The organism is Leptospira ainazelensis, from assembly GCF_016918785.1.
Classification (GTDB): Bacteria; Spirochaetota; Leptospiria; order Leptospirales; family Leptospiraceae; genus Leptospira; species Leptospira ainazelensis.
Map to the genome: position 1 here is coordinate 291406 of NZ_JAFFPT010000025.1, position 19733 is coordinate 311138.

Annotated in this window: 21 protein-coding genes and 1 tRNA gene; 12 read left to right on the forward strand and 10 right to left on the reverse strand. The window is 42.7% G+C overall.

Features of this window, described 5'->3' with window-relative positions:
- Positions 1–11: 11 nt before the first annotated feature.
- Positions 12–1310 (reverse strand): amidohydrolase family protein, encoded by a 1299-nt coding sequence (locus tag JWG44_RS07550; protein ID WP_205274339.1) that lies wholly within the window; start codon positions 1308–1310, stop codon positions 12–14.
- 179 nt (positions 1311–1489) lie between these two features.
- Here JWG44_RS07550 and JWG44_RS07555 point away from each other — a divergent pair, with 179 nt between their 5' ends.
- Together JWG44_RS07555 and gmd are read left to right on the forward strand one after the other, a co-directional pair.
- Positions 1490–2863, forward strand: coding sequence for an MATE family efflux transporter (locus JWG44_RS07555; protein WP_205274340.1), 1374 nt, complete (start codon positions 1490–1492; stop codon positions 2861–2863).
- Between the two features lie 96 nt (positions 2864–2959).
- Positions 2960–3982: a GDP-mannose 4,6-dehydratase gene (gene gmd, locus JWG44_RS07560; RefSeq protein WP_205274341.1), complete on the forward strand. Its 1023-nt coding sequence runs from the start codon at positions 2960–2962 to the stop codon at positions 3980–3982.
- Positions 3983–4985: 1003 nt separating this feature from the next.
- Here gmd and JWG44_RS07565 read toward each other — a convergent pair.
- From JWG44_RS07565 to JWG44_RS07585, 5 genes are all read right to left on the reverse strand, one after another.
- Complete coding sequence (locus JWG44_RS07565; RefSeq protein WP_205274342.1) at positions 4986–5675, reverse strand: DNA-3-methyladenine glycosylase family protein; 690 nt, start codon at positions 5673–5675, stop codon at positions 4986–4988.
- 20 nt (positions 5676–5695) lie between these two features.
- Positions 5696–6913 (reverse strand): cyclic nucleotide-binding domain-containing protein, encoded by a 1218-nt coding sequence (locus JWG44_RS07570; RefSeq protein ID WP_069606076.1) that lies wholly within the window; start codon positions 6911–6913, stop codon positions 5696–5698.
- Positions 6914–6998: 85 nt separating this feature from the next.
- Positions 6999–7490 (reverse strand): tetratricopeptide repeat protein, encoded by a 492-nt coding sequence (locus JWG44_RS07575; protein WP_408611907.1) that lies wholly within the window; start codon positions 7488–7490, stop codon positions 6999–7001.
- Positions 7491–7580: 90 nt separating this feature from the next.
- Positions 7581–7865, reverse strand: coding sequence for an LIC10235 family protein (locus JWG44_RS07580; protein WP_100785427.1), 285 nt, complete (start codon positions 7863–7865; stop codon positions 7581–7583).
- Between the two features lie 250 nt (positions 7866–8115).
- On the reverse strand, positions 8116–8310 hold the full coding sequence (locus JWG44_RS07585) for a hypothetical protein (protein WP_205274377.1): 195 nt from the start codon (positions 8308–8310) through the stop codon (positions 8116–8118).
- Positions 8311–8334: 24 nt separating this feature from the next.
- Here JWG44_RS07585 and JWG44_RS07590 point away from each other — a divergent pair, with 24 nt between their 5' ends.
- From JWG44_RS07590 to JWG44_RS07610, 5 genes are all read left to right on the forward strand, one after another.
- Positions 8335–8913, forward strand: coding sequence for a hypothetical protein (locus tag JWG44_RS07590; RefSeq protein ID WP_408611908.1), 579 nt, complete (start codon positions 8335–8337; stop codon positions 8911–8913).
- Positions 8914–9465: 552 nt separating this feature from the next.
- Positions 9466–10044, forward strand: a complete 579-nt coding sequence (locus JWG44_RS07595) for a tyrosine-type recombinase/integrase (protein WP_205274345.1) — start codon at positions 9466–9468, stop codon at positions 10042–10044.
- A gap of 64 nt (positions 10045–10108) precedes the next feature.
- Positions 10109–10444 (forward strand): STAS domain-containing protein, encoded by a 336-nt coding sequence (locus JWG44_RS07600; RefSeq protein ID WP_205274346.1) that lies wholly within the window; start codon positions 10109–10111, stop codon positions 10442–10444.
- 138 nt (positions 10445–10582) lie between these two features.
- A complete protein-coding gene (locus JWG44_RS07605; RefSeq protein WP_232371543.1) occupies positions 10583–11980 on the forward strand; it encodes an ArnT family glycosyltransferase in 1398 nt (465 codons plus the stop codon).
- On the forward strand, positions 11977–12627 hold the full coding sequence (locus tag JWG44_RS07610; protein ID WP_205274348.1) for an SGNH/GDSL hydrolase family protein: 651 nt from the start codon (positions 11977–11979) through the stop codon (positions 12625–12627). Before JWG44_RS07605 ends, JWG44_RS07610 begins: the two co-directional genes overlap by 4 nt.
- A gap of 3 nt (positions 12628–12630) precedes the next feature.
- Here JWG44_RS07610 and JWG44_RS07615 read toward each other — a convergent pair whose 3' ends face one another.
- Positions 12631–13689, reverse strand: coding sequence for an SMP-30/gluconolactonase/LRE family protein (locus JWG44_RS07615; protein ID WP_408611909.1), 1059 nt, complete (start codon positions 13687–13689; stop codon positions 12631–12633).
- A gap of 151 nt (positions 13690–13840) precedes the next feature.
- Between JWG44_RS07615 and JWG44_RS07620 the strand changes: the two genes are divergently transcribed.
- A complete protein-coding gene (locus JWG44_RS07620) occupies positions 13841–14098 on the forward strand; it encodes an LIMLP_16025 family protein (RefSeq protein WP_100785433.1) in 258 nt (85 codons plus the stop codon).
- Positions 14099–14103: 5 nt separating this feature from the next.
- Complete coding sequence (locus JWG44_RS07625) at positions 14104–14916, forward strand: penicillin-binding transpeptidase domain-containing protein (RefSeq protein WP_205274350.1); 813 nt, start codon at positions 14104–14106, stop codon at positions 14914–14916.
- On the opposite strand, the gene JWG44_RS07630 is transcribed toward JWG44_RS07625, so the two are convergent.
- Both JWG44_RS07630 and sixA read right to left on the reverse strand, forming a co-directional pair.
- A tRNA-Pro gene (locus JWG44_RS07630) sits at positions 14908–14979 on the reverse strand. The genes JWG44_RS07625 and JWG44_RS07630 overlap by 9 nt on opposite strands.
- Before the next feature lie 66 nt (positions 14980–15045).
- Complete coding sequence (sixA, locus tag JWG44_RS07635) at positions 15046–15528, reverse strand: phosphohistidine phosphatase SixA (protein ID WP_205274351.1); 483 nt, start codon at positions 15526–15528, stop codon at positions 15046–15048.
- A 199-nt stretch (positions 15529–15727) separates the two neighbouring features.
- Here sixA and JWG44_RS07640 point away from each other — a divergent pair, with 199 nt between their 5' ends.
- The 3 genes from JWG44_RS07640 (at position 15728) to JWG44_RS07650 (ending at position 19072) form a co-directional block, all read left to right on the forward strand.
- Complete coding sequence (locus tag JWG44_RS07640; protein ID WP_205274352.1) at positions 15728–16642, forward strand: ABC transporter ATP-binding protein; 915 nt, start codon at positions 15728–15730, stop codon at positions 16640–16642.
- Positions 16635–17459 (forward strand): ABC transporter permease, encoded by an 825-nt coding sequence (locus tag JWG44_RS07645; RefSeq protein ID WP_205274353.1) that lies wholly within the window; start codon positions 16635–16637, stop codon positions 17457–17459. The genes JWG44_RS07640 and JWG44_RS07645 overlap by 8 nt, the downstream gene beginning before the upstream one ends.
- Positions 17460–17551: 92 nt before the next feature.
- Complete coding sequence (locus JWG44_RS07650; RefSeq protein WP_205274354.1) at positions 17552–19072, forward strand: HDOD domain-containing protein; 1521 nt, start codon at positions 17552–17554, stop codon at positions 19070–19072.
- Here the strand turns inward: JWG44_RS07650 and JWG44_RS07655 are convergent.
- The coding region (locus JWG44_RS07655; protein WP_205274355.1) for an rRNA adenine N-6-methyltransferase family protein at positions 19069–19733 on the reverse strand (665 nt) is incomplete at its 5' end. The two genes, JWG44_RS07650 and JWG44_RS07655, sit on opposite strands and share 4 nt — an antisense overlap.

Sequence of the window (19733 nt, forward strand, 5' to 3'; positions counted from 1 at the left end):
TTAGGGGCGCTTTAAGAGGCGGATTTCCGACCGCTCAGAATTTCCGAAGAAAAGAGAAAAGAATTCTGTCTCACTGATTCCAAGATTTCCACGCTTAAACCTATTTTTTCAGCCTTCCGATATTCTTCTTCGATCGTGGTGCCGAAAATTCCGGGGTCGTCCGTTGAGATCGTAAATCTCAAATCGTGTTTTGAGAATCTTAAAATCGGATGAGTTTTTGGATCGCGGACCATGCCGATGTATTCGTTCGAACTAGGACAAGATTCAATCACTGCGTTTGTTTTTTTGATTTGGTCGATGCAGAAATTCTGAAAACCGAAACACTCTTGAAGAAAGGAGGGACTCATCTCCAGTTCGACGGTTTCTTTGTGTTTGAGAGAATCGATTTCGTTCCCGATTCTTTCCCTTGAAGGTGTTTCAAAGTAAGAATCCAATTCTTCTTTTCGATCATAATAGAATTGCAGTTGATCGAGACGTTCCGATTTGGATTCGAGAATTTTTCCTTTCAGACTGAAAGGATCGAGACCTAAGGCGATCGCGTGTCCAAGGCGATGAGCGCCCCAATCCGCACATTCTAAAACCCAACGGCAAGCGGAAAGGATGGACTTATCTTGAAAACTTTCTCCCACGTGATAGAGAATCGAAAGCGCGGAATCTTTTTGCGCGAAGTTGTCCTTGTTTACCTCTTCTAAAAATTTACGTTTGTCCTTGGGAGGAAAACCTTCTTCAATATAACAAAAATCTAAACCGACTAGGAAATCCCGGATGAGGGAATCTTTTTCCATCAAACGTTTGAGAAGCTCGTATTCCAGAAAGACGTCCCCGTCCCTGTGTAAGGAAACTACCAGTTTACCCTTTGCAAGGCCGCCGGTTTTTTCCTCTCCTTTCGCAAGACCTTCGCAGGCTGCGATCGTCTTTTCGTAGATTCCTTCTTCCGTATCTTTGGGAGAATACATGATTCTGTATTCTCCGAAGGTAACACCTTGAGAAAATTGATCCTCCACGATGCGAGAAGCGACTAACGCGATTTCTTCCGGATTAAATTTGGATAGGGCGATGATAAGATTGAATTTCGCCTGAAATTCCGGAAAAGGTCCGTGATGATTGAACTGGTAGAGTTTACGGAAAGAATCCGGATTCTTATAATCCTCAAAAAAAGTTTCAGTGGAAATATTCTTACCGTAACACTGTTGATAAGAATGTGTAAAAATTTCCCAACGAGGGGAAGGATTCGATTTTCCGATCTCAAAAAGAAATTCGGAAGTGATGGAACCGTAGAGATGATTGTGAAGATCTGCGTAATGTTTCATAGTATTTCGGTTTTTTAAATTTATATTAGCTTCCATGGAACGAGTTCTTTCGAATCGAAAAAAAACAACCTGCGGGGATCCGCCTGTTTACGTACTTCAAAAAAAGGAGAGCGAGTGTGAAAGAAATTTTTACGAAAAAAAGTAGTTTTCTGTAAAAGACTTACAAACCTGGATGAACCTTGAAAACTCTACGTCATTTACTTCATACGTTTTATAGAAATATCCGGCCCAGTCTTTTGAATACGATGATTCTCAAGTTGGCGGTTCCCGTCGTCTTCGGGATGCTCAGTCAAACCGTAGTCTGGGTGACCGACACGATGATGGTGGGAAGACTCGGTAAAAATTCGATCGCTGCCATCGGGATCGGAGGAATCGCCCATTTTACGGTTCTTGCGTTTCTCATGGGTTTTTCCATGGGAATTCAGGTTATCGTTTCCAGAAGATTCGGGGAAAAGAACGATTCCGAAATCGGAAGGGTCGGGTTGACGACGTTGTATCTAGCTTTGTTTTTTGGAGGATTATTATCGATCGGAGGAGCCGCTGCGAGCGGATGGTTGATGGAACTTCTCAACAAGGACGAAATCGTAAAAGGACTTTCCACCGATTATCTTTATTTTCGTTTTTTAGGAACGATCTTTTTCTTTTTACTTTTTACGACCCGCGCCTTTACGGACGGACTCGGGATCACAACAGCCGGATTGGCTTCCATGATTATAACATGTTTTGCGAATATATTCTTAAACTGGATTTTGATCTACGGACATTTCGGTTTTGAAGCGATGGGTGTAAAAGGCGCGGCGATCGCATCTTCGCTTGCGGGAGGGGCGGGGCTTCTTGCGTTTCCGTATTACTTTTACAAAAAGGATCTCGGAAAGTATTTCAAAGGAATTTCTTGGAAATTCAGCTTTTCCCATTTAGAGGAAATTCTCAAGGCGAGTACGGCGCCCGCGTTAGCCGAATTACTGAATAATATTTCTTTTATGATTTTTATCGAATTTGCGACGATCGTCGGAACCGCGGCTGTCGCAGTGACCAATATGTTGTTCAGCACTTTGAGTTTATCGTTTTTACCCGGTTATGCGTTCGGGGTCGCGGCGACGACGATCTTAGGACAGTCGTTAGGAGCGGGGAAGGCGAAACTCGCGTATCACGGGGCGTTTCGCTCCGCATTCTTCTCAGCTTGTGGGATGGGAACGATGGGATTGATTTTTATTCTTTTCGGAAAGAAGATGTTGTCCGTTTATACAAACGATTCCGAGTTGATCCAGGAAGCATACGGACCTCTGGTGATTTTAGGAATCATACAAGTTGCGGATGCGTATCACATGGTGATCGGTTCCGCGCTGAGAGGGGCTGGATTACAAGGGTTTGTATTCAAGGCTTATACACTGGCTTCTTATTTTGTCTTTTTACCGGTCGCGTATTTTCTCGGAATCTATTTAAAACTCGGATCTGTAGGATTGTGGTCCGGGATCGTCGCTTGGGTATTCGTATTGGCGCTTGTTTTTCTGATACGTTTTCGAAGAAGGGATTGGGCCCACAACCGAGTCTAAAATGGATCGGAAAGGCACTGAGGCTCGATCCAAGGCCGAGAAGAGAGGCTTAATCTTTCTTGCCAGATCCGGTTTTTCGGTTTTTCTGGTCTGAAGATGAAAAAAGCGCTCATAACTGGGATTACCGGCCAGGACGGATCCTATCTAACAGAATTTCTTCTCGGAAAAGGGTATCAAGTGCATGGGATCGTAAGAAGAGCCAGCATGTTCAACCGGGGAAGAATCGAGCATCTTCGCGGGAACTCCAATCTGGTCCTGCACTATGGAGATTTAACGGATTCGAGTAATCTCAATCGAATCTTGGAAAAAGTATCTCCCGATGAAATTTATAATCTTGCGGCGCAATCACACGTGGGAGTTTCTTTTGAAGTTCCCGAATATACTGCGGAAGCGGACGCAGTGGGAACGCTGAGAATTTTAGACGCAATCAAACAGATCGGAGTGAAGAGCCGTTTTTATCAGGCTTCCACATCGGAACTCTACGGAAAGGTGCAAGCGATTCCTCAGACGGAAACCACACCCTTCTATCCAAGATCTCCTTATGCGGTGGCGAAACTTTATGCCTATTGGGCGGTAGTGAATTACAGAGAAGCGTTTGGGATTCACGCATCCAACGGAATTTTATTCAATCACGAATCTCCGAGAAGGGGAGAAGGTTTTGTGACTAGAAAGATCACGATCGGAGTGGCGAATCTTCTAGCAAAAAAAGGCGGACCGATTCATCTCGGAAACATGGACGCGAAGAGGGACTGGGGATACGCGCCGGATTACGTAGAGATGATGTGGATGATGTTGCAACAACCGGACCCGGACGACTACGTAGTAGCCACAAACGAAACTCATACCGTGAGAGAATTTGTGGAAAAATCTTTCCGCTTTGCCGGAGTGGAAGTTCGTTGGGAAGGGAAGGGAGATTCGGAGAAGGGGTTTGACGCAAAGAGCGGACAACTATTGGTCGAAGTGAATCCAAAATTCTACCGTCCTACCGAAGTTGATATTTTGATCGGAGATCCCGCAAAGGCGAAGAAAAAACTCGGCTGGGAACCGAAGGTAAAATTCGAAGAACTCGTAAAGATCATGACCAAAGCGGATTGCGAATTGGTCGGAATCAAACTCTAAAACTACATTCCAACTTTATAATCTTTTCGGGCGATTCGCTCGCGGGCAGACTCAAAAAAAGGCTCGCGACCGCGCTTTCCGCTTCAATCTCTCGCGAGGAATTTGACCCATTCCAATTTTCTAATGGAACCGATTTTTTCTTATTCGAAATAAAAATCCGAAATTGTGAGTGAAGTTTTACCGTTTACTACGCTCGAGATTTCCGCTACAATCGCTATCGCGGGGAGTCGTGAAAACGCTGAAAGACATAAGGGAAAGTTCGGTTTCAGAGGAAGGATTTAGTCAGGAGCGATAATTTTTCGTCTTGATTACGACGCAAAGGGAAAGAGAAGAAAACAATTTGAGTTTTGCAAAATAAGAATATTCGTTTATTTGAATGTTCCAACGTTCGCGAAAATTCTATTCTAAAAATCTAAACGAAAAAAAAAGTTTTCGTTCACCAAAAAAAGGAAGCGAACGATTCGAACGCCAAATTCCCCGGAGAAAAGTTCGAAACGATGAAAGTTTGTGAAGTTTATCGGAAAGACAGTCGGAACAACGACAGTCCTCTGTAAAAGCCGCGCGGGCCCCCGCCCAAATCGGGGAGCCTTACCTACAAGTTAAAAAAGCGATTTCGAATCAGGGCGATCCAATCAAAATTTTTGTAGGAGTTCCTACATTCGAGACTTTTTACTTGCAAAATATTGATTTTATGTTAGAGCAAAGTCGCTCGGAGTTTTCCACCACCCGCCCCGCCACCCAAAAACAGGGCGGGGATTTCGTTTCACGGAGGATTGTCGTAGTTCCGGCAGATTCTTTTAAAGATTCAGTCCACTTTGTGGGTAAGGTTATGCAAATCGGGTGGATGAGGCGGGCTCGCTGGAAATTTGCTCGGGTTTTGCTATAATACAAAAATTTAAATTCGGCAAATCATTTTTTCCGAGGAACTTGTAGGAGCTCCTAGAAAAAAGTTCTGTATTTAGAACTTGCTTTTTCGAATCGGATTGTTCTCGACGACCCGAATCTAACCCCAGCCTTCGCCGCCGTCTACGTCAGCCCAAAGATACCAGGAAAGGATCGTTCGATACGGAGAGAAAGACTTTAGAAATTCTTGAATTTCCTTTTTGTTGTCTTTTGAAATTCCATAACGTTTTTCCACGGACTTCCGAAGAATCAGATCGTTGATCGAAAAATGATCCCAACGATCAAGGGCAAAGATCAAAACCATTTCCGCAGTCCAAGGTCCAACACCTTTCAAAGAACAGAGGAGTTCCAACACATTCGAATCTTCTAATTTATGAAGTTTAGAATCGGAGATCGTCCGGTTTTGATAAGCTTCCGCGATTCTTTTGATAGTTTCGGTTTTTGCCTGGGAAACTCCGATCTTTCTCAAATCTCCGTTTTGGATTTGAAGAATTTTTTCCGGAGCCGGGATCTTTTTCGTTTCGGCAAGAGCGATCAATCTTCTCTCAAGAGTAAGCGCGACCTTCGTTGAGAGTTGTTGTCCCAAAACCGATTTGATAAGAACCTGATACGGAGAACCGATCGTCTGCAAATTGCAAGGACCGACCGAGTCGATCAGCGCTTTTGTGATCGAGTCTTGTTTACGGAGCCAGTTTGTCGCTTTTTTGAGGCGAGAATCTCGGTCTTCGGCATTTTTCGAAGTGGGAGTTACGGAACTCGAAGACTTTGATTTATTTTTGGAAGAAGGCATTCCAATCGAGGAAAGACGCGTTATGCTCTTTTCTTGAGTTTGTTTTCCATCTGCGATTTTTTTCTATAGATATGAACGAGTTTTTCCAATTCTACGAGGTCCGTACAACTGAGTTTTCCCTGATCCAGTTTGATCCACTTATTCTTAGTCAGAAGATCGAGAACCAAATTCTCGTCTTTCGGATAAGAAAGACCGACCATCTTGATTAAGTCTTTTGTCCCGATTTCAAAGTTATACGAAACCTTCGGAGTGATCTTGATTCGATTCTTCTCGACCAAGGTGAGAAGAGTGTCCGCGATTCTTCCTTGAGGATCGTTGATCATCAAGTTCGCCAATTGTTTATAAGCGGTCCAAATTCTTTCCGAAAGAAGGGTGATTAGACGGGTCGCCAATTGAGGTTGAGCCTTCACCATTCCTTCGAAGTTTGCCTTGTTAATTGCCAGAAGCTGAACCTGACCCCAAGCGATTGCGGAAGCGGATCTCGGTTTATTGTCCAAAAGGGCCATCTCGCCGAAAATGTCCCCGTTTTGAAGAACCGCGAGCAATACTTCGTTTTTATCCACGATCTTGGTGATTTTCACCTTACCGTTTTGAATGATATACAATTCTCTTCCCGGTTCGTGTTCGCAGAAAATCATCTCGTTGTCCGCATACATCCGGTTGAACTTCGTGAGATCGATCGGCGCCGATTGCATCGGCTGATTCATCGTCTGGAGTTTTAGTTTTGCCTGAGTAGCAAACGGACCGTTTGGAAGATATTGAAGGTATTTCTGAAAAGCGTACGCCGCATGCGGATTATTCTTCTGATTGAAGTAGTTTTCCCCGATATTATAAAGCTCGTTCGGATCTTCTTCCACTGCGGAGCGAAAGGTAAGACGGGTGATCGTCTGGTCGAACTGGCGGAGTTTCATCGAGAAATAGCGGATGATTTTCATCGCTACGGGAGTATTTCTTTGGATAAGGGTTCCGAACTGATCGTAGCTCACTTCGATCACGGAGACGTCGGTGAGCGCCACTGCGGATTCGATCTGAGCGTGCTGACTCATAGCCGCAACAACTCCGAAAAAGTCTCCGGGCCCTTGAACTGAATTCGGATCTTCTCCGACTACGGGGTTTTCGCGTCCTATTTTTACCTTACCCTCGCGGATGATAAAGAAGCTAGGCGAATCTTTTTTCCCCTCTACGATAATGTAGGAGCCCTTCTGAAAGTTTACGATTTGGAAGATGCCTGTGGACATGCTGTTGGGTTAGTATTTTTTTTGAAAATCAGAGTTCAACTGTTTTCATTATCGGATTTTAGGAATCCAATCTCCAAAAAAAGAACTACTTTTCTCCACATTCTGAGATTTCCGTCTTGGATCCGCTCAAAATCTCCCGTTCCGAGAGCTCCAAAGACGCTTTTTCCGCGAGTTCCCGGGAAAAGGACTGTGTGCAGATCGATTTAAAAACCTCTTTTGCCTTAATTTCTTCGCCGATCTCAAGATAAAGTTTTCCGGCTTCGAAAAAAGCGTTCAAACCTTGATTAGAGGTGGGCTCTTCCGCGTATTGCTGGAGGCTGATCTCGAGGATTTTTTCGGGACGTCCCAGTCTGGAATAGTTGTTTTTTAAAACCTGATAGGCCTTGGATTTGAATTTGCTGGAAGGAAAAAGAATCAGAAAACTTTTAATTTCCTCGATCGATCGATGAAACTTACGATCCTTGTAGGCTTCTTCCGCGATTCTAAGGAGATTTTGCGCTTGATTTTCTTGGAGAGAACTCGCCTCGGAAAGAAGAGAATTTGAAAGCGAAAACCAAGCGAAAACGAGCAAGAGTATGAAAACGTAAGAACCTTTGGCCTGCAAGATAATCTCCCGAGGAAAAATTCCCCTATTAAAGATTATCTGCAGAATTGCCGAAAAGGTTGATTACTTTTTCTTATCGATTGTCTTCCGGTGGTGTTCGCAGAGTCTGTAGAGTTTGCCCGAAGAGGGATTCTTCTTGCCGACTTTCGTTCCGCAAACAATACAAAGGCCGTTGTTTCTTCTTCTTTGATACAAGAGCTGTACTCTTTCCGCTCCGGAAAGGTTATACTTACTTACCTGTATTCTGAATCCCTTATATAGATAATTCCCCACTGCATCAATGGATTGAGATTTTACTCCTGTTACCAGGGACTCAAGATCGTCGTTCGAGATTTTTTTTGGTTTCATACATTTACTTGAGACGAAATCACCTAATTAAAATTACAGAAAAAAATGCACGTTAGATCATTTTTTAAAAATCGATCCAAAAAAAACGAAACAACTTTGTATCGAAAACATAGAATGAAGGCCATTAAATTGAAATAATTTGTTTCCAAATAGGAAACGGTTTGGATAAAAAAATCATGATAAGGATTAGTTCTTAGGCCGGTAAGTATGGTTTTGCCGCTTCATTCCGTCGATTAGAAACCGAATCAACTCATTGTTTGGCCGGCGGGAAACGTTGAAAACCGGCTAAAAGCTTGCAAAAAACGGGTGGATCTAATAAAATCAAAGAGTCCACATAACAAAAAGAAACGAAGGAGGTTTTTCCATGAAGAATGAACGGTTGTACTCCCAGGATAAAATTCGCAATGACTTTGGAAATCAAAATCGCGTTTCCAAAACGATTCATTCTGTATATAGGGCATTTTACCCTATGTTAGTTTTGTGCGTCCTATTTTCGTTGATCGCGTGTAAGCCGAGTCCGAAGGACCAGGTGCAAAAGATATTATCCGATAAACAAATTCCGGTGGAAGAAAAGATTCGTCAGACTTCGTTCCTACTTTTGGGGGATCGACTGAAGGAGATCGAAATTGCTCCGAGTGAAATCTCCGGTTCGGGTGCGGTAAGGGTGACCTTAGCCGTGGGCGGAAATTCCGCTCTGACCTTTTTGGGACAAAAAGAGTATAAGGAAAGAATGAAATTGGAGATTGCGCTTTTATCCTTTCGGTTATTGCAGACTCTGAAAAATCTTCCCATCGAAAGTATTCGAGTCAGTATCATAAAACCGTATTATGTAAAGAATTCGCCGACGGAATCCATAGAAGAATTCGAAGTGTTTCGTGCGAGAATGGAAAAAACTTCCCTGAGTGCGATCCAAGGTTTTGAGACGGTGGATTCTTTTGCGGCCGATTCGTATGATTCTCCTGACCCGGCCGTTTTGGATGTGATCGTTCAGATCGTACAATCTTGGAAAGTGGAATTGGATGAGTTGAATCGTGTAGAAGTAAATTGAATGTATCGATTGGTTTTTGAAATCAGGAACCGAGGTTTCCAAAAGAATCCGATCGGATTCTAAGATTCCCTTTTTGTTTGAATTCGATCGATTCTATATTTAAAACAAGTCACACCTTGCTTATAAATTACCCGCTTAAAGTCGGAAACAAAGGAGGATGGAAACGTTTATTTGTCATCCTTTATAAAATGAAATTTGACTATCGGTTCACCTCTTTTATGGAAATTTTTCTTTCGGATACTGCGGCTTATGCTTTCTCCAACAAACAAATGGATCCGTAAAAACGGCTTGAAAACAAACTTGGAGCGCGTCTGAGATACGATTGCTGAAGAATTTCTATCTTTCAGACTTTATAAAAAACTTTTTCATTTTATCGTCTCGGATTTTAAATATTCCGAATTAGGATATTTAATGATTATTGAATATTCAAAATTTATTTTATATCACCAGGGTGCGATTTGTGTATTTATTCTTACATTTTTATTTTTTGTTTGGCATATTCTTTACGGTTCTTGCAAATGATTCCGAATTTAAGAAGGAGGTTTATTGCCAATGCCCAAAGAAAAAGAAAGTTTGGAAAATGTGGAATCCGGAAAAACTCTGAGCGATTCCGAAATGGAACGCCTTCGAAACGCCTGTAGAAGCAATCCGACCCACTTTACTTGGATAAGAATTTTATTTTCTTTCGGCCTGAGACCGGAGGAATTGATTTCAATTCGAGCTAAGGATGTGGACATCGACAATCGAATATTAAGAATTTGTGGATTAAACGGAGTAGAGGATCGTCCTTTGGTGATCCCCGGATGTTTGTTAAAAGATTTTTATACAGCCCTCAAAAACAAAACGCCCGAAGAATTCCTTTTTTCCGGAAGAAAGGGAAAACTTCATAGAAGGACGATACAAAAACTTCTTCAAAAGATTGAAATCAAAACCGGCATTGAAATCACTTTCCCGATCATTCGAAGAACCATAGCGGTCAGAATGTATAAACACGGCATTTCCATCGCATTCATTTCCTTCTATCTTGGATATAAGACTCGAAGGGCGACCTATAAATTGATTGGGAAAAACGGAAAGTCGGACCCGGTAAAAATATTTTCCATAGAAGAAATTATAGACATTGGAGCTTAAAAATGAGTTGTAAACGCGTTCTGAAAGCTTAATTTAGTCCTAATTCTCCAAAAGGAAGCCATCTTTGGAAATCAAGACGAAAAAGATCGGTAAACATACTCTAGTTGCGCTCAATGGAAGGCTGGATATCGGACATTCAGACGAAGTAGAAGCAAAATTACTGGATGATGTTCAGTCCGGCCAGGGTGATATTTTAATAAACCTGGAAAATATTTCATACATCTCCTCTTCCGGAATTCGTATCTTTGTAGGTATGGTCCGCGAGCTGGAAAAGCAAGGAAGGAAATTGAAACTTTGTTGTATCACTCCTCCCGTAAGAAAAGTATTCGACGTGGTCGAACTGCTGGATCTGTTTGAAGTCTACGAAACAGAAAGCGCGGCTCTCGATTCGCTAACCTAAAATCCGGGATTTTTCCCGGATTCCCTCGGGTCTATGTCCCGGAAATTTCTTTCCAATCTCATTTCTCCTAACGCAGTTCCTCCGGCGCTGTTGTTTCTTTTAGCGTTTGTTTTTGTTTGGGTTCCTCAGAATGATAGAATGGAATTTCCTCCGGTTTGGCCGGACGAAGTTCTTTTCTACTCACCTTCCCAGGACTTTGCAAGTTTCGGCTCTTTGAGAACGAACGTATTGGAAGGTCTTATCCCTGGAATGGAAGAGATAACGTTGTGGATGCCTCCGCTTTATTTTTTTTCCGGCGGATTTTGGATGAAATATCTTGTGCCCGGTTTGGAAGGATTGCGCCTTTTTACTTCCGTGACGGCCGCGTTCTCCATTCTTATATTCTATGGAATTTTAAAAAGAATCGGCTTTTCCTCTTTTTCAGCGCTTTTCTCCTGTCTTCTTCTCGCGACCGATCTTCTTTTTTTGAGAGTGGGAATGATGGCGAGAATGGAAGCCCTCTGTCTATTCTTCGCTTTAGGAAGTCTTTTCTTTCTCGTTCGGAGCGCATTGGATGAATCTCCAGAAAAAGTGAGTTGGTTCGAAGGTTTAGCCGCCGGCGTTCTCCTCGGACTTTCTTTTCTTTCGCATCCTTTCGGCGCCGTTTTTGGAGTTCCGTCCCTCTATCTTCTTTGGAGAAGACGTTCTCCGTTTCAGCCTTTGTTTTGGTTGGGAGGAATGATTCCTTTGATCGTCTGGATCGTCTGGATTTTTCCGAAATGGGATCTATTCTTGTTTCAATTCGGATTGCAGTTTGGAAGAAAAAAAGAACTCTTTTCGGTTTTTTCCATGATCACAAAGATCAAAATCCTAATCGGGGGATATGAAAATCCGGGAGTAAGAATTCTTTTTTATATTTTTCTTTTAGCGGGAATCGGGATCAATCGAAAACTTTTGAAGGAAAAGAAAGAACGTTTTCTATTTCTTTTTGTCTGGATTCTCGGGACGCTCGCGTTTCTTTTTCTTTCCACCGAATTTTATTATGTGATGTATCTTACGATTCCGATTTCTGCGTTAGGCGGAATTCTTTTGGAAGATTCCGATCGTAAGAGGGTGGTTTATACCGGCTCCGGACTTCTTTTTTGCAACTTAATCGTTCTTTTTCTCGCGTATCGAAAGGTTGGATTCGTGAATCCCGAATTCGATCTTGGAAAAAAGTTTTCGGAAGAGATCGCGGCGGAATTGAAGTATTCCAAAAAGGTTTACATTCAGGCCATTCCCGACCCGTATTTTTATCTGAAAGAAAAATATCCAAATCAACAAATTTTAGAATTTATTCCGGGAGAACTTCCCGTTCCTCCTGAAATGTTTTCGGGAACCTTGGATTCCATCGATACTTTCGTTTTTAGCGAAGGAACAAAAAGAAACGAAACGATCGATTCTTATCTGCAAGAGAATGCGGCCTCCTTTTACAAGAGGAATGTTTCAGTTTCTCCTTCCACCACTCGTAAGTTGGTGCGGGCGCAGGCGGAGATTTATCTTCGGAAAAAGAAATGAATTCTTCTCGGATTCGAAAAATCCTTTTGGGAACGTTTGTTTTTGTTTTTTTTCTTCAATCCTGCGTGGGAAAAGAATCGGATCCGCAAGGGCTTTCCGCGCTTTTGCCTTTGATCGGTCCGCTTTTGAAAATCGGAATCATCGGAGATTCTCTTTCTCAGAGATCGGACGGTTTTGGTCTAAGGGAAAAGTTGGGAACAAGATTTACGGTTACTGATTATTCGGTTTCGGGAAGATCTGTGCCCGGTTGGAACGACGTCATCGGAACCGCGCTCACTGAACAACAAAATCTTTTGATCTTAGAATTGGGGACGAACGACGTTTCCAGTTATCCGATCGATCAATTTCCGGGAAACTTCGAGATTCTTCTGAATTCGATTCAAACGGCGAGTAACGCGGCGATTCTGGTGACCGTTTTGCCCCCCACGATTCAACCCGGATATAGGAGTAACATTCTCCAAATCAATCCTTATCTCAGAAGCCTCGGTTCTCGTTATTTGATCGCGGATATGGAAACCGTCTTTCTCGAAACCGAAAAGACGATTCCCCTATATCCGCAGATCGATCCGATTCATCCGAATCCCGCCGGTTACGATTTGATGGGAACCGTCTATGCGGATACGATCCGAAAAATCTACTTCAAATAAAATTCAATTGTTATTATATTCACAATTGAGAATAAACGGATTGAAAACCTGAGCAACGTAAAGCCTTCCGTCGAACGGAATCGCCGTACTTCCCGCCGAAATCAAATCTCCCGGAGTCGCAAAAACCTCCTGAAAACTTCCGTCTTCCGATATTCTAAAAACCTGAGTCGGCGCGTGATAATTTTCGTTTAACATGTGTCTTATGAATTGATACGTGGATCCGTGACCGACGACAAAAATTCTTCCCTTGGAATCGAGTTCCAAGTTGTCGGTTCCGGAATCTAAAAAGATCTTTTCCACCGGACCAAGGACGGGTTTTCCTTCGGTTCTTTGGATCGGGAAACGATAGACGCTTCGATCCGCAAATCCGGATCGATATAAAAATTCTTTTCCCTGAGAATTTTTTGCATAAAGAATTCCGTTTCCGTAAGAGAGAGGATTGTTCAGGTTTGACCAAGTTTTTCCGTCGTAATACGCGATGTCCGCCCGTTTGAATCCAAAAAGGTCGTCCCAAAAAAGATAACGAAAAAATCCTCCGGAGCCGTGGTCGTTTGATACGTAGATTTCGTTTTCACCGACGACGTGGAGGTCGTTCGGGCTTGTGATCAGAGGATCCGTGAGAGTTCCTACGTGTGCCCATTCTTGACCCTTGCGTTCGAAAATTTCCACTGTATGTTTTTTATAAAGAGTCGGGTGCGAGATCACGTAGAGACGATAGACGTCCTTTGTTTTGAGGATACTCATCCCGTGAGGTCGGAACTCCGGGGGAAATTTCACGGGAAGTTCTTTCGGCCCTGAAGAATTTTTGAGGTCGATCAAGAAAATCTTTCCGGTCTGATCGGAGATTCTTCTTTCGTGACTTGAGACATAAAGAATCTTTTCTTCGGCGTCCAAGGCCAAATCTTCCGGTCCAGGAAGTCCTTCGATCCGGGTGCAAGCGCTCCCGGAAGGACCGGCGGATTTGATATCCGCCCCACAATTTAGGAGCAAAAGAACAAAGAGGAGGAGCGTTGTATTGCGGAAATCGAGGGAGTTCCTACATTTTCGGGTTTGTTTTGGCAATTGGAGGTATTTCATATCGTTTTACGGTCTCTGACCTTCTTGGAAACTTTGGGGGCAGGCAAGGAAAAAACTTAAAAAAATGTTTGCTATTTTTATGCACTGCACAAAAATAGCAAAAGAGATCCTCTAATACGAACTGAGAGGTTGCTGTATGGAAAAAAACAAATTAAACGACATAATCAATGCTGGGATCGGCGCTGTTCAAACCTCCCGCGAGATTTTTGACAAACTTGTAGATGATTTAAACGACGGAAAGGAAAAGATCGAAGAAAGATTCGATCAGCTCAAAGCTCAGGGTGAAAAAGACATGAGCGACAACGCCCTCAAACTAAAGGTCAATCTTGCTTGGGGATTGGTTCGGTTCGAAGAGATCCGAGACAACATTCTGAATCATTTCATTAAGAAATAAGGCCCTTGCGCTGGAGCAAGACTCTATTTCTTACTCTCTGGTCTTTAGTTTCCGCCGGAGAGATTCATTCCAAGGAAATTACACTATTCTCACACTTCATTGATTCCTCTCCCTCCATCACTGGGGAGAGGATTCTTCTCAAACAAAACTTCACACCGGCTTCCACTTTTAAATACTGGATTTCTCTTTTTCTAATCGAAAAGAACTTGGTTGATCCAAATTCTCAAAAAGTAAGTTCGGAACTACATATCCCTCGTTCACCGCGGACGCTGAATCTTCAAGAAGCGATGTTGTATTCTTCCAATTCGTTTTTTCTTTCCTTCTTCGAGACGGATCCTAACCTTTACGAAGAACTTCAAGATTTTCTAATACGAATCGGATTCGTTACGGAAGTTTATAAAAAACCGTTCTTAAATCGGAAGAATCTTTATCTTTCTCCCGCGATCGCAAGATCTCCGGAATCACAACATAACTTTCTAGTTTCCTTCTTAAAAGACGAAGGTCGTTCCAGAGGCGTTTCTTCAAAGACGTTTCAATTTTGGAAGGAATCCGCTTATTGGTCCGAATGCGATTCTCAAAACTCGAAGGTTTTTGGAAAGACCGGATCTCTCGGAGGAGCGTTTTGGTTTTTAGGTTTTTTAGAAAAGAATCAAAACTTGTGGGGACGTTGGACTAACGATTCTCCAAAAGAATACTCAGTGATCACGGTTTTACAAACGGGAGAAGGGTCTTCGAGAGAAGGGGCGATTCGTTCTTTTTATCGAGTCGCGGGTTGCGGGAACGAGGTCGAAAACGTTTTGAAAAGAATCTCGGAGTGACTGGATTCGAACCAGCGACCCCTTCCCCCCCAGAGAAGTGCGCTACCACTGCGCTACACCCCGATTCTTAAATATAACAGTAAGAATTTTGGAAAAGGATCTTCTGTAAACTGAAAAAAGAGAAAGTCTTTAACAGAGAAAATCCGGACAAACAAACCAAATGATTTGTCCGTCTAAAAATTTCTCTCTCGGTACGTTGACCGCTAACGCGGAACCGGGAGAAAAAAGAAAACTTTTACCAACACCTCCGATTCCTAAAAGTTTTTCGGCAAAGATGGAAACGTCCGGGCTATGACCGACTATCAAAATCGTGTCGGAGTTGGAAAAACTTTTGATCAAAGGACAAACCCGAGACATGTCTTTTCCCGCTTCCAAATCCTCTAAGGATTCCGTTTCTTGTTCCGGATGCAGAATGTCCGTATAAATTTTTGCGGTATCGGTGGTTCTTTGATAAGGGCTGTGATAGATTTTTGTCACCTTAAAACCGACCCGAAAGAATCGCGCCATCTTTTGGACGTCGTTGGCTCCCTTAGGAGTAAGAGGTCTGGATCGGTCTGTGCCGTCAGGAGAATTCGGTTCTGCTTCTCCGTGTCTCGCGATAATTATCTTCATGTTTTCAGAGGATTGAACGGGAACAAATTCCCGAAAATCAGTAAGCCTTCTCCTGCTGGAACCTTCGTTTGCAAAAAAGGTCCAACCGTTCTATAGATTCTTAACTCTTGCTTCCAATGGGATTCTTTTAGAGAACTTAAAGGTTCTGGACCCCGTGGACAGGTTTGCTAGAAAAGGCTCTGATTCCAAGGAAAAGTGCATGTCCGAATTTGCAATTGAAATCGATTCCATACAAAAAAAATACAAAGAACAAAACGCCCTCAAAGGAATCTCGTTCCGAGTATCCAAGGGATCCGTCTTCGGACTCTTGGGTCCGAACGGCGCCGGAAAAACCAGTTTGGTTCGAATCCTCATGGGATTTTCCAAACAAACCGCGGGAAGCTTTCATCTATTTGGACTTCCTTTTTCACCGGTCCTTCGCAAAAGAATCGGTTATCTTCCCGAAAAGGTTTCCATTCCCGGCTTTTTGACAGGGGAAGAATTTCTAACTTTCAGCGGAAAGTTAGCCGGAATCCGAGGTTCCGAGATTCGAAAAAAGTCTAAGGAGCTTCTGGAAAAAACCGGAATCGCGGACGCGGGATCCAAAAAGGTCGCGGGTTATTCCAAGGGAATGTTACAAAGACTCGGTCTAGCTTCCGCTTTGATCGGTGATCCCGAACTTTTGATTTTGGACGAGCCCGGCTCCGGACTCGATCCTAAAGGTTATATCGACTTCCGGGAAACTCTCGTCGAAGAAAACAAAAACAAGGGAACCACCGTATTACTCAATTCTCATAGACTTTTGGAAGTTGAAAAGGTTTGTCACGAAATCGGAATTCTCAACTTAGGAACTCTTGCGGCGATCGGTCCTCTGGAATCCTTAAAAGAAGGGAAGAATCGAATTCTTGTAAAAGTGGAATCCGTTTCTCCGGAGTTGGATTCTTATATCCGAAAAATTTCTTCCGAACAAAAAATTACGGAGAATCTGATCGAATTCCTTCCCACGAACGAAATCGATCTCAGAAAAATTCCCGCTGAACTCGTATCGCTCGGGGCCAACATTCTAAAATATGAAAGAATCACCGAATCCTTGGAAGAGGTTTTCCTGAGAGTGACCGGAGGAAATCATGAATAATCTTTCCTGGATCCAAGATCAAATTCCGAAAGTATTTTCAGTCGCTTTTCTGACTCTGAGAGAAACTCTTCGAAAAAGAATCGTATATTTCATTTTTATAATATCCGCTCTCTTTTTATTTTTTAATTTCAGCTGCGACATTCAAGTCGGCGGGGAAGATCAATCCGGGAATCCTAATTTTCAGATCTATATCGTATTTCTCTTTTTTGCTTTTTGGAATACGGTCCTCGCCTTGTTTCTTCCCGTTTCTCTTCTGGGAGAGGAATTGGAAAATAAAACCTATCTTCCGATTCTTTCCAGACCGGTTTCCTCGTTAACCTATCTCGTGGGAAAATCGTTCGGAGTTTTTCTTCTTGTTTTCGCCAACGCGGTTTTTTTGATCGGAACCTATCTCGTCAAACAGCAGTTATCCGGCGGAGTTTTTTCCTGGGATCTTTTGAAGGCCTCGATTACGATGTTTTCGATTTTTTACTTTCTGATCGTTTTTGGATTTCTACTCGTTTTATCTTTTGGGAAGAATGCGGCTTTTTTCGCCGGATTGGCCTTGTTGGTTTTTTCTACGTTTCTTGATCTTTTTATCTACGAGCAGGCGGCCGCGAGTTTGGTTCAGACCACCGATTTGAAAAAACAAATTTTGGAAGTGATCTATTGGATTCTTCCACAAGAAGGAACGATCTTTTTCTTTTCGAGTTCCCTTCTCGCAAAGAGTCTTTCTCAGGTTCACTATTACGGGGAATATTCCCTGGCTCAGATGGGAGTTTGGATTCTTATCGCATTGGGTCTTGGAAAAGTTGTTCTGGACAGGAAAGAACTCTAAACAAAAAGTACCGATTGACAAATCTCTAAAGAGTCATAATTCTACCTTGGGTTGACGTTTCGTCGGCCCGATTGGATTTTGGAAATCGGTAAATGAAGATTCAATGGTATCACTACGAAAAGGAAGGTTATTACCTTTCCGTTAAGAATCTCAACGTACCGATTGAGTCCCTAAATCCCCTTTATCTTAGAATCACCCACCTCAATCGTAACATAGATAAGATCATCAGCTTTCTTTTGGATCGTTATCTTCAGTATCTGGATATCACCTCTCTTCGGGAATGTATCTTTTCCATCTTAAGGGAAACGATCATGAACGCGGTAAAGGCCAATCAAAAGCGTGTGATCTTTCAGGAAGCCGGTTTGGATATCAACGATCCGAAACAATATACGATCGGAATGGAAAAATTCAAATCGGAACTGATTTCTAAAAAAGATCTGTACACAGATCTTCTCGAAGAAAAGGGTCTTCACGTTCTGATTACGTTCGGTTTTAATCAGAATAGTTTTTTATTAAAGGTCGCGAACAACGTAAGTATTCTTCCGGAAGAGGATCAAAGAGTTCAGGAAAGAATTTCCAAAGCTCACACATACAACGACCTTTCCGAAGTTTTTGAAAATCACGGAGACGAATCCGAAGGCGCCGGACTCGGACTTGCGATGTCCTTGTTGATGTTGAAAAACGAAGGGATCGAAGGAGATTCGTATAGAATCAAATCCGAAGAAGGAGTTACTTCCGCTTATATCAAAATTCCTTTCGGTTTTAAAAAACGAAATATCAATCTTCAAAAAACCAGCGAGATTCTTTCCGAAGTCGATACACTTCCCACTTTTCCGGATAACATCAATCAGATCATGAGTCTGATCAACAAACCGGATTCTTCGATTCAGAGTATCACCGAACTTGTGGGAAGGGACGTTTCTCTTTCCACTAACATTCTCAAGTTGGCAAACTCGGCCTCGTTTAGTCAAAGGGCGAGGGTTGAAAATTTGGACGATGCGATCAAGGTCATCGGCTTGTCCGAGTTGAACAACATTCTTCTGAGTTTAGGAACCAAAAAAATCCTGGAAGAACGTTATAAAGAATTCGAAGCGATCTGGGAAAGATCGAGCCTATCCGCTTTTATCTGCAGAAGACTCGGAGAAAGAATGGAATGGAAAAAACAAACCGTCACCGTTTTGGTCTGCGCCGCGCTCCTACACGACGTGGGCCGTGTCATTCTTCTTTCCTTAGAACCTGAAATCTCCGCCAAAATTTCGGAGTTACTCGGGAATCGATCTTTTCCGTCTCCTTTGACTCTGGAAGAAGCTGCATTAGGAATTTCGCATACGACTTTGGGCGGAATTATCTGCGAGAAATGGAATTTTTCGGATACGATTCGAGTTTCAGCCGAGATGCATCACAGACCTCTTCTCGTAAAAAAAGAATTTCAGGACGCCGTTTTTACGATTTATCTTTCCGATATGATCATCGACATTTCGCAGGGTCTCGCGGATTATTCTTTGATCCAAACTTCAGTTCTGCAACATTTCGGATTTAAGAAGGAAGAAGAATTCTCCGAATTCACGAAGAGGATTTTACAGGAATATCAGGATTTTAATAAGAAGTCTTAAGAATTCTTTTTTATCATTTCTTTCACAAAGTTCGAAAGCGATTTCGCCGCTTCGTGAAAGTCTTTCGGTTTTAATTCTTCCGGTCTTTTATCAGAGTCGATCTTTGCTTCCTCTAAAGCTTTGAAACATTCCGAACGAAACGATTCTTCCGAAAAATTCTTCGAGGATTGTATTTCGAGAGGAAGCGATGTGATCGGCGCGTCTCGAAAAGAGGAAGTCAATTTTTTACGTTTTCCCCAGAACGCCATTCTACAAAGACATTCCAGCGCGATAAATCCGAACTCGTCGCCAAACGCGGGTTTGGCTCTGTATTCCAATACGGAAGAATCGACATTGGGTCTTGGATAGAACGCTCCGGCCTTGATATCTTTTTTGAGTTTCCAGTTTCCGTAAGCGGATAAGTAAAACTGTATCGAAGAAGCTTCGTTTGAAATTCTTTTTGCAAATTCTTTTTGGACTAAAAAAGTCGCGCCCACAAGCCCTTTTAGATTTTTCACCGCGCTCAAGGTAAGTTCGGATGAGATATAATAGGGAAGGTTTCCGAAAAGATAAACCTTTTGATTTGAATACTCCGGAAGAAAACCGAGCGCGTCTCCTTCTCTGAGTTCGAACTCGGGAAGATATTCCCGAAGCCAGGCCGCATAAACCGGATCGATTTCAA

Bases quoted from the DNA above. Each gene is read 5' to 3' on its own strand.
- JWG44_RS07570 (WP_069606076.1), bottom strand. From the start codon at position 6,913: ATGTCCACAGGCATCTTCCAAATCGTAAACTTTCAGAAGGGCTCCTAC.
- JWG44_RS07585 (WP_205274377.1), bottom strand. From the start codon at position 8,310: ATGAATCGTTTTGGAAACGCGATTTTGATTTCCAAAGTCATTGCGAAT.
- JWG44_RS07650 (WP_205274354.1), top strand. From the start codon at position 17,552: ATGAAGATTCAATGGTATCACTACGAAAAGGAAGGTTATTACCTTTCC.
- JWG44_RS07620 (WP_100785433.1), top strand. From the start codon at position 13,841: ATGGAAAAAAACAAATTAAACGACATAATCAATGCTGGGATCGGCGCT.
- JWG44_RS07640 (WP_205274352.1), top strand. From the start codon at position 15,728: ATGTCCGAATTTGCAATTGAAATCGATTCCATACAAAAAAAATACAAA.
- gmd (WP_205274341.1), top strand. From the start codon at position 2,960: ATGAAAAAAGCGCTCATAACTGGGATTACCGGCCAGGACGGATCCTAT.
- JWG44_RS07590 (WP_408611908.1), top strand. From the start codon at position 8,335: ATGTTAGTTTTGTGCGTCCTATTTTCGTTGATCGCGTGTAAGCCGAGT.
- JWG44_RS07605 (WP_232371543.1), top strand. From the start codon at position 10,583: ATGGAATTTCCTCCGGTTTGGCCGGACGAAGTTCTTTTCTACTCACCT.
- JWG44_RS07645 (WP_205274353.1), top strand. From the start codon at position 16,635: ATGAATAATCTTTCCTGGATCCAAGATCAAATTCCGAAAGTATTTTCA.
- JWG44_RS07580 (WP_100785427.1), bottom strand. From the start codon at position 7,865: ATGAAACCAAAAAAAATCTCGAACGACGATCTTGAGTCCCTGGTAACA.
- JWG44_RS07550 (WP_205274339.1), bottom strand. From the start codon at position 1,310: ATGAAACATTACGCAGATCTTCACAATCATCTCTACGGTTCCATCACT.
- JWG44_RS07595 (WP_205274345.1), top strand. From the start codon at position 9,466: ATGCCCAAAGAAAAAGAAAGTTTGGAAAATGTGGAATCCGGAAAAACT.
- sixA (WP_205274351.1), bottom strand. From the start codon at position 15,528: ATGAAGATAATTATCGCGAGACACGGAGAAGCAGAACCGAATTCTCCT.
- JWG44_RS07610 (WP_205274348.1), top strand. From the start codon at position 11,977: ATGAATTCTTCTCGGATTCGAAAAATCCTTTTGGGAACGTTTGTTTTT.
- JWG44_RS07565 (WP_205274342.1), bottom strand. From the start codon at position 5,675: ATGCCTTCTTCCAAAAATAAATCAAAGTCTTCGAGTTCCGTAACTCCC.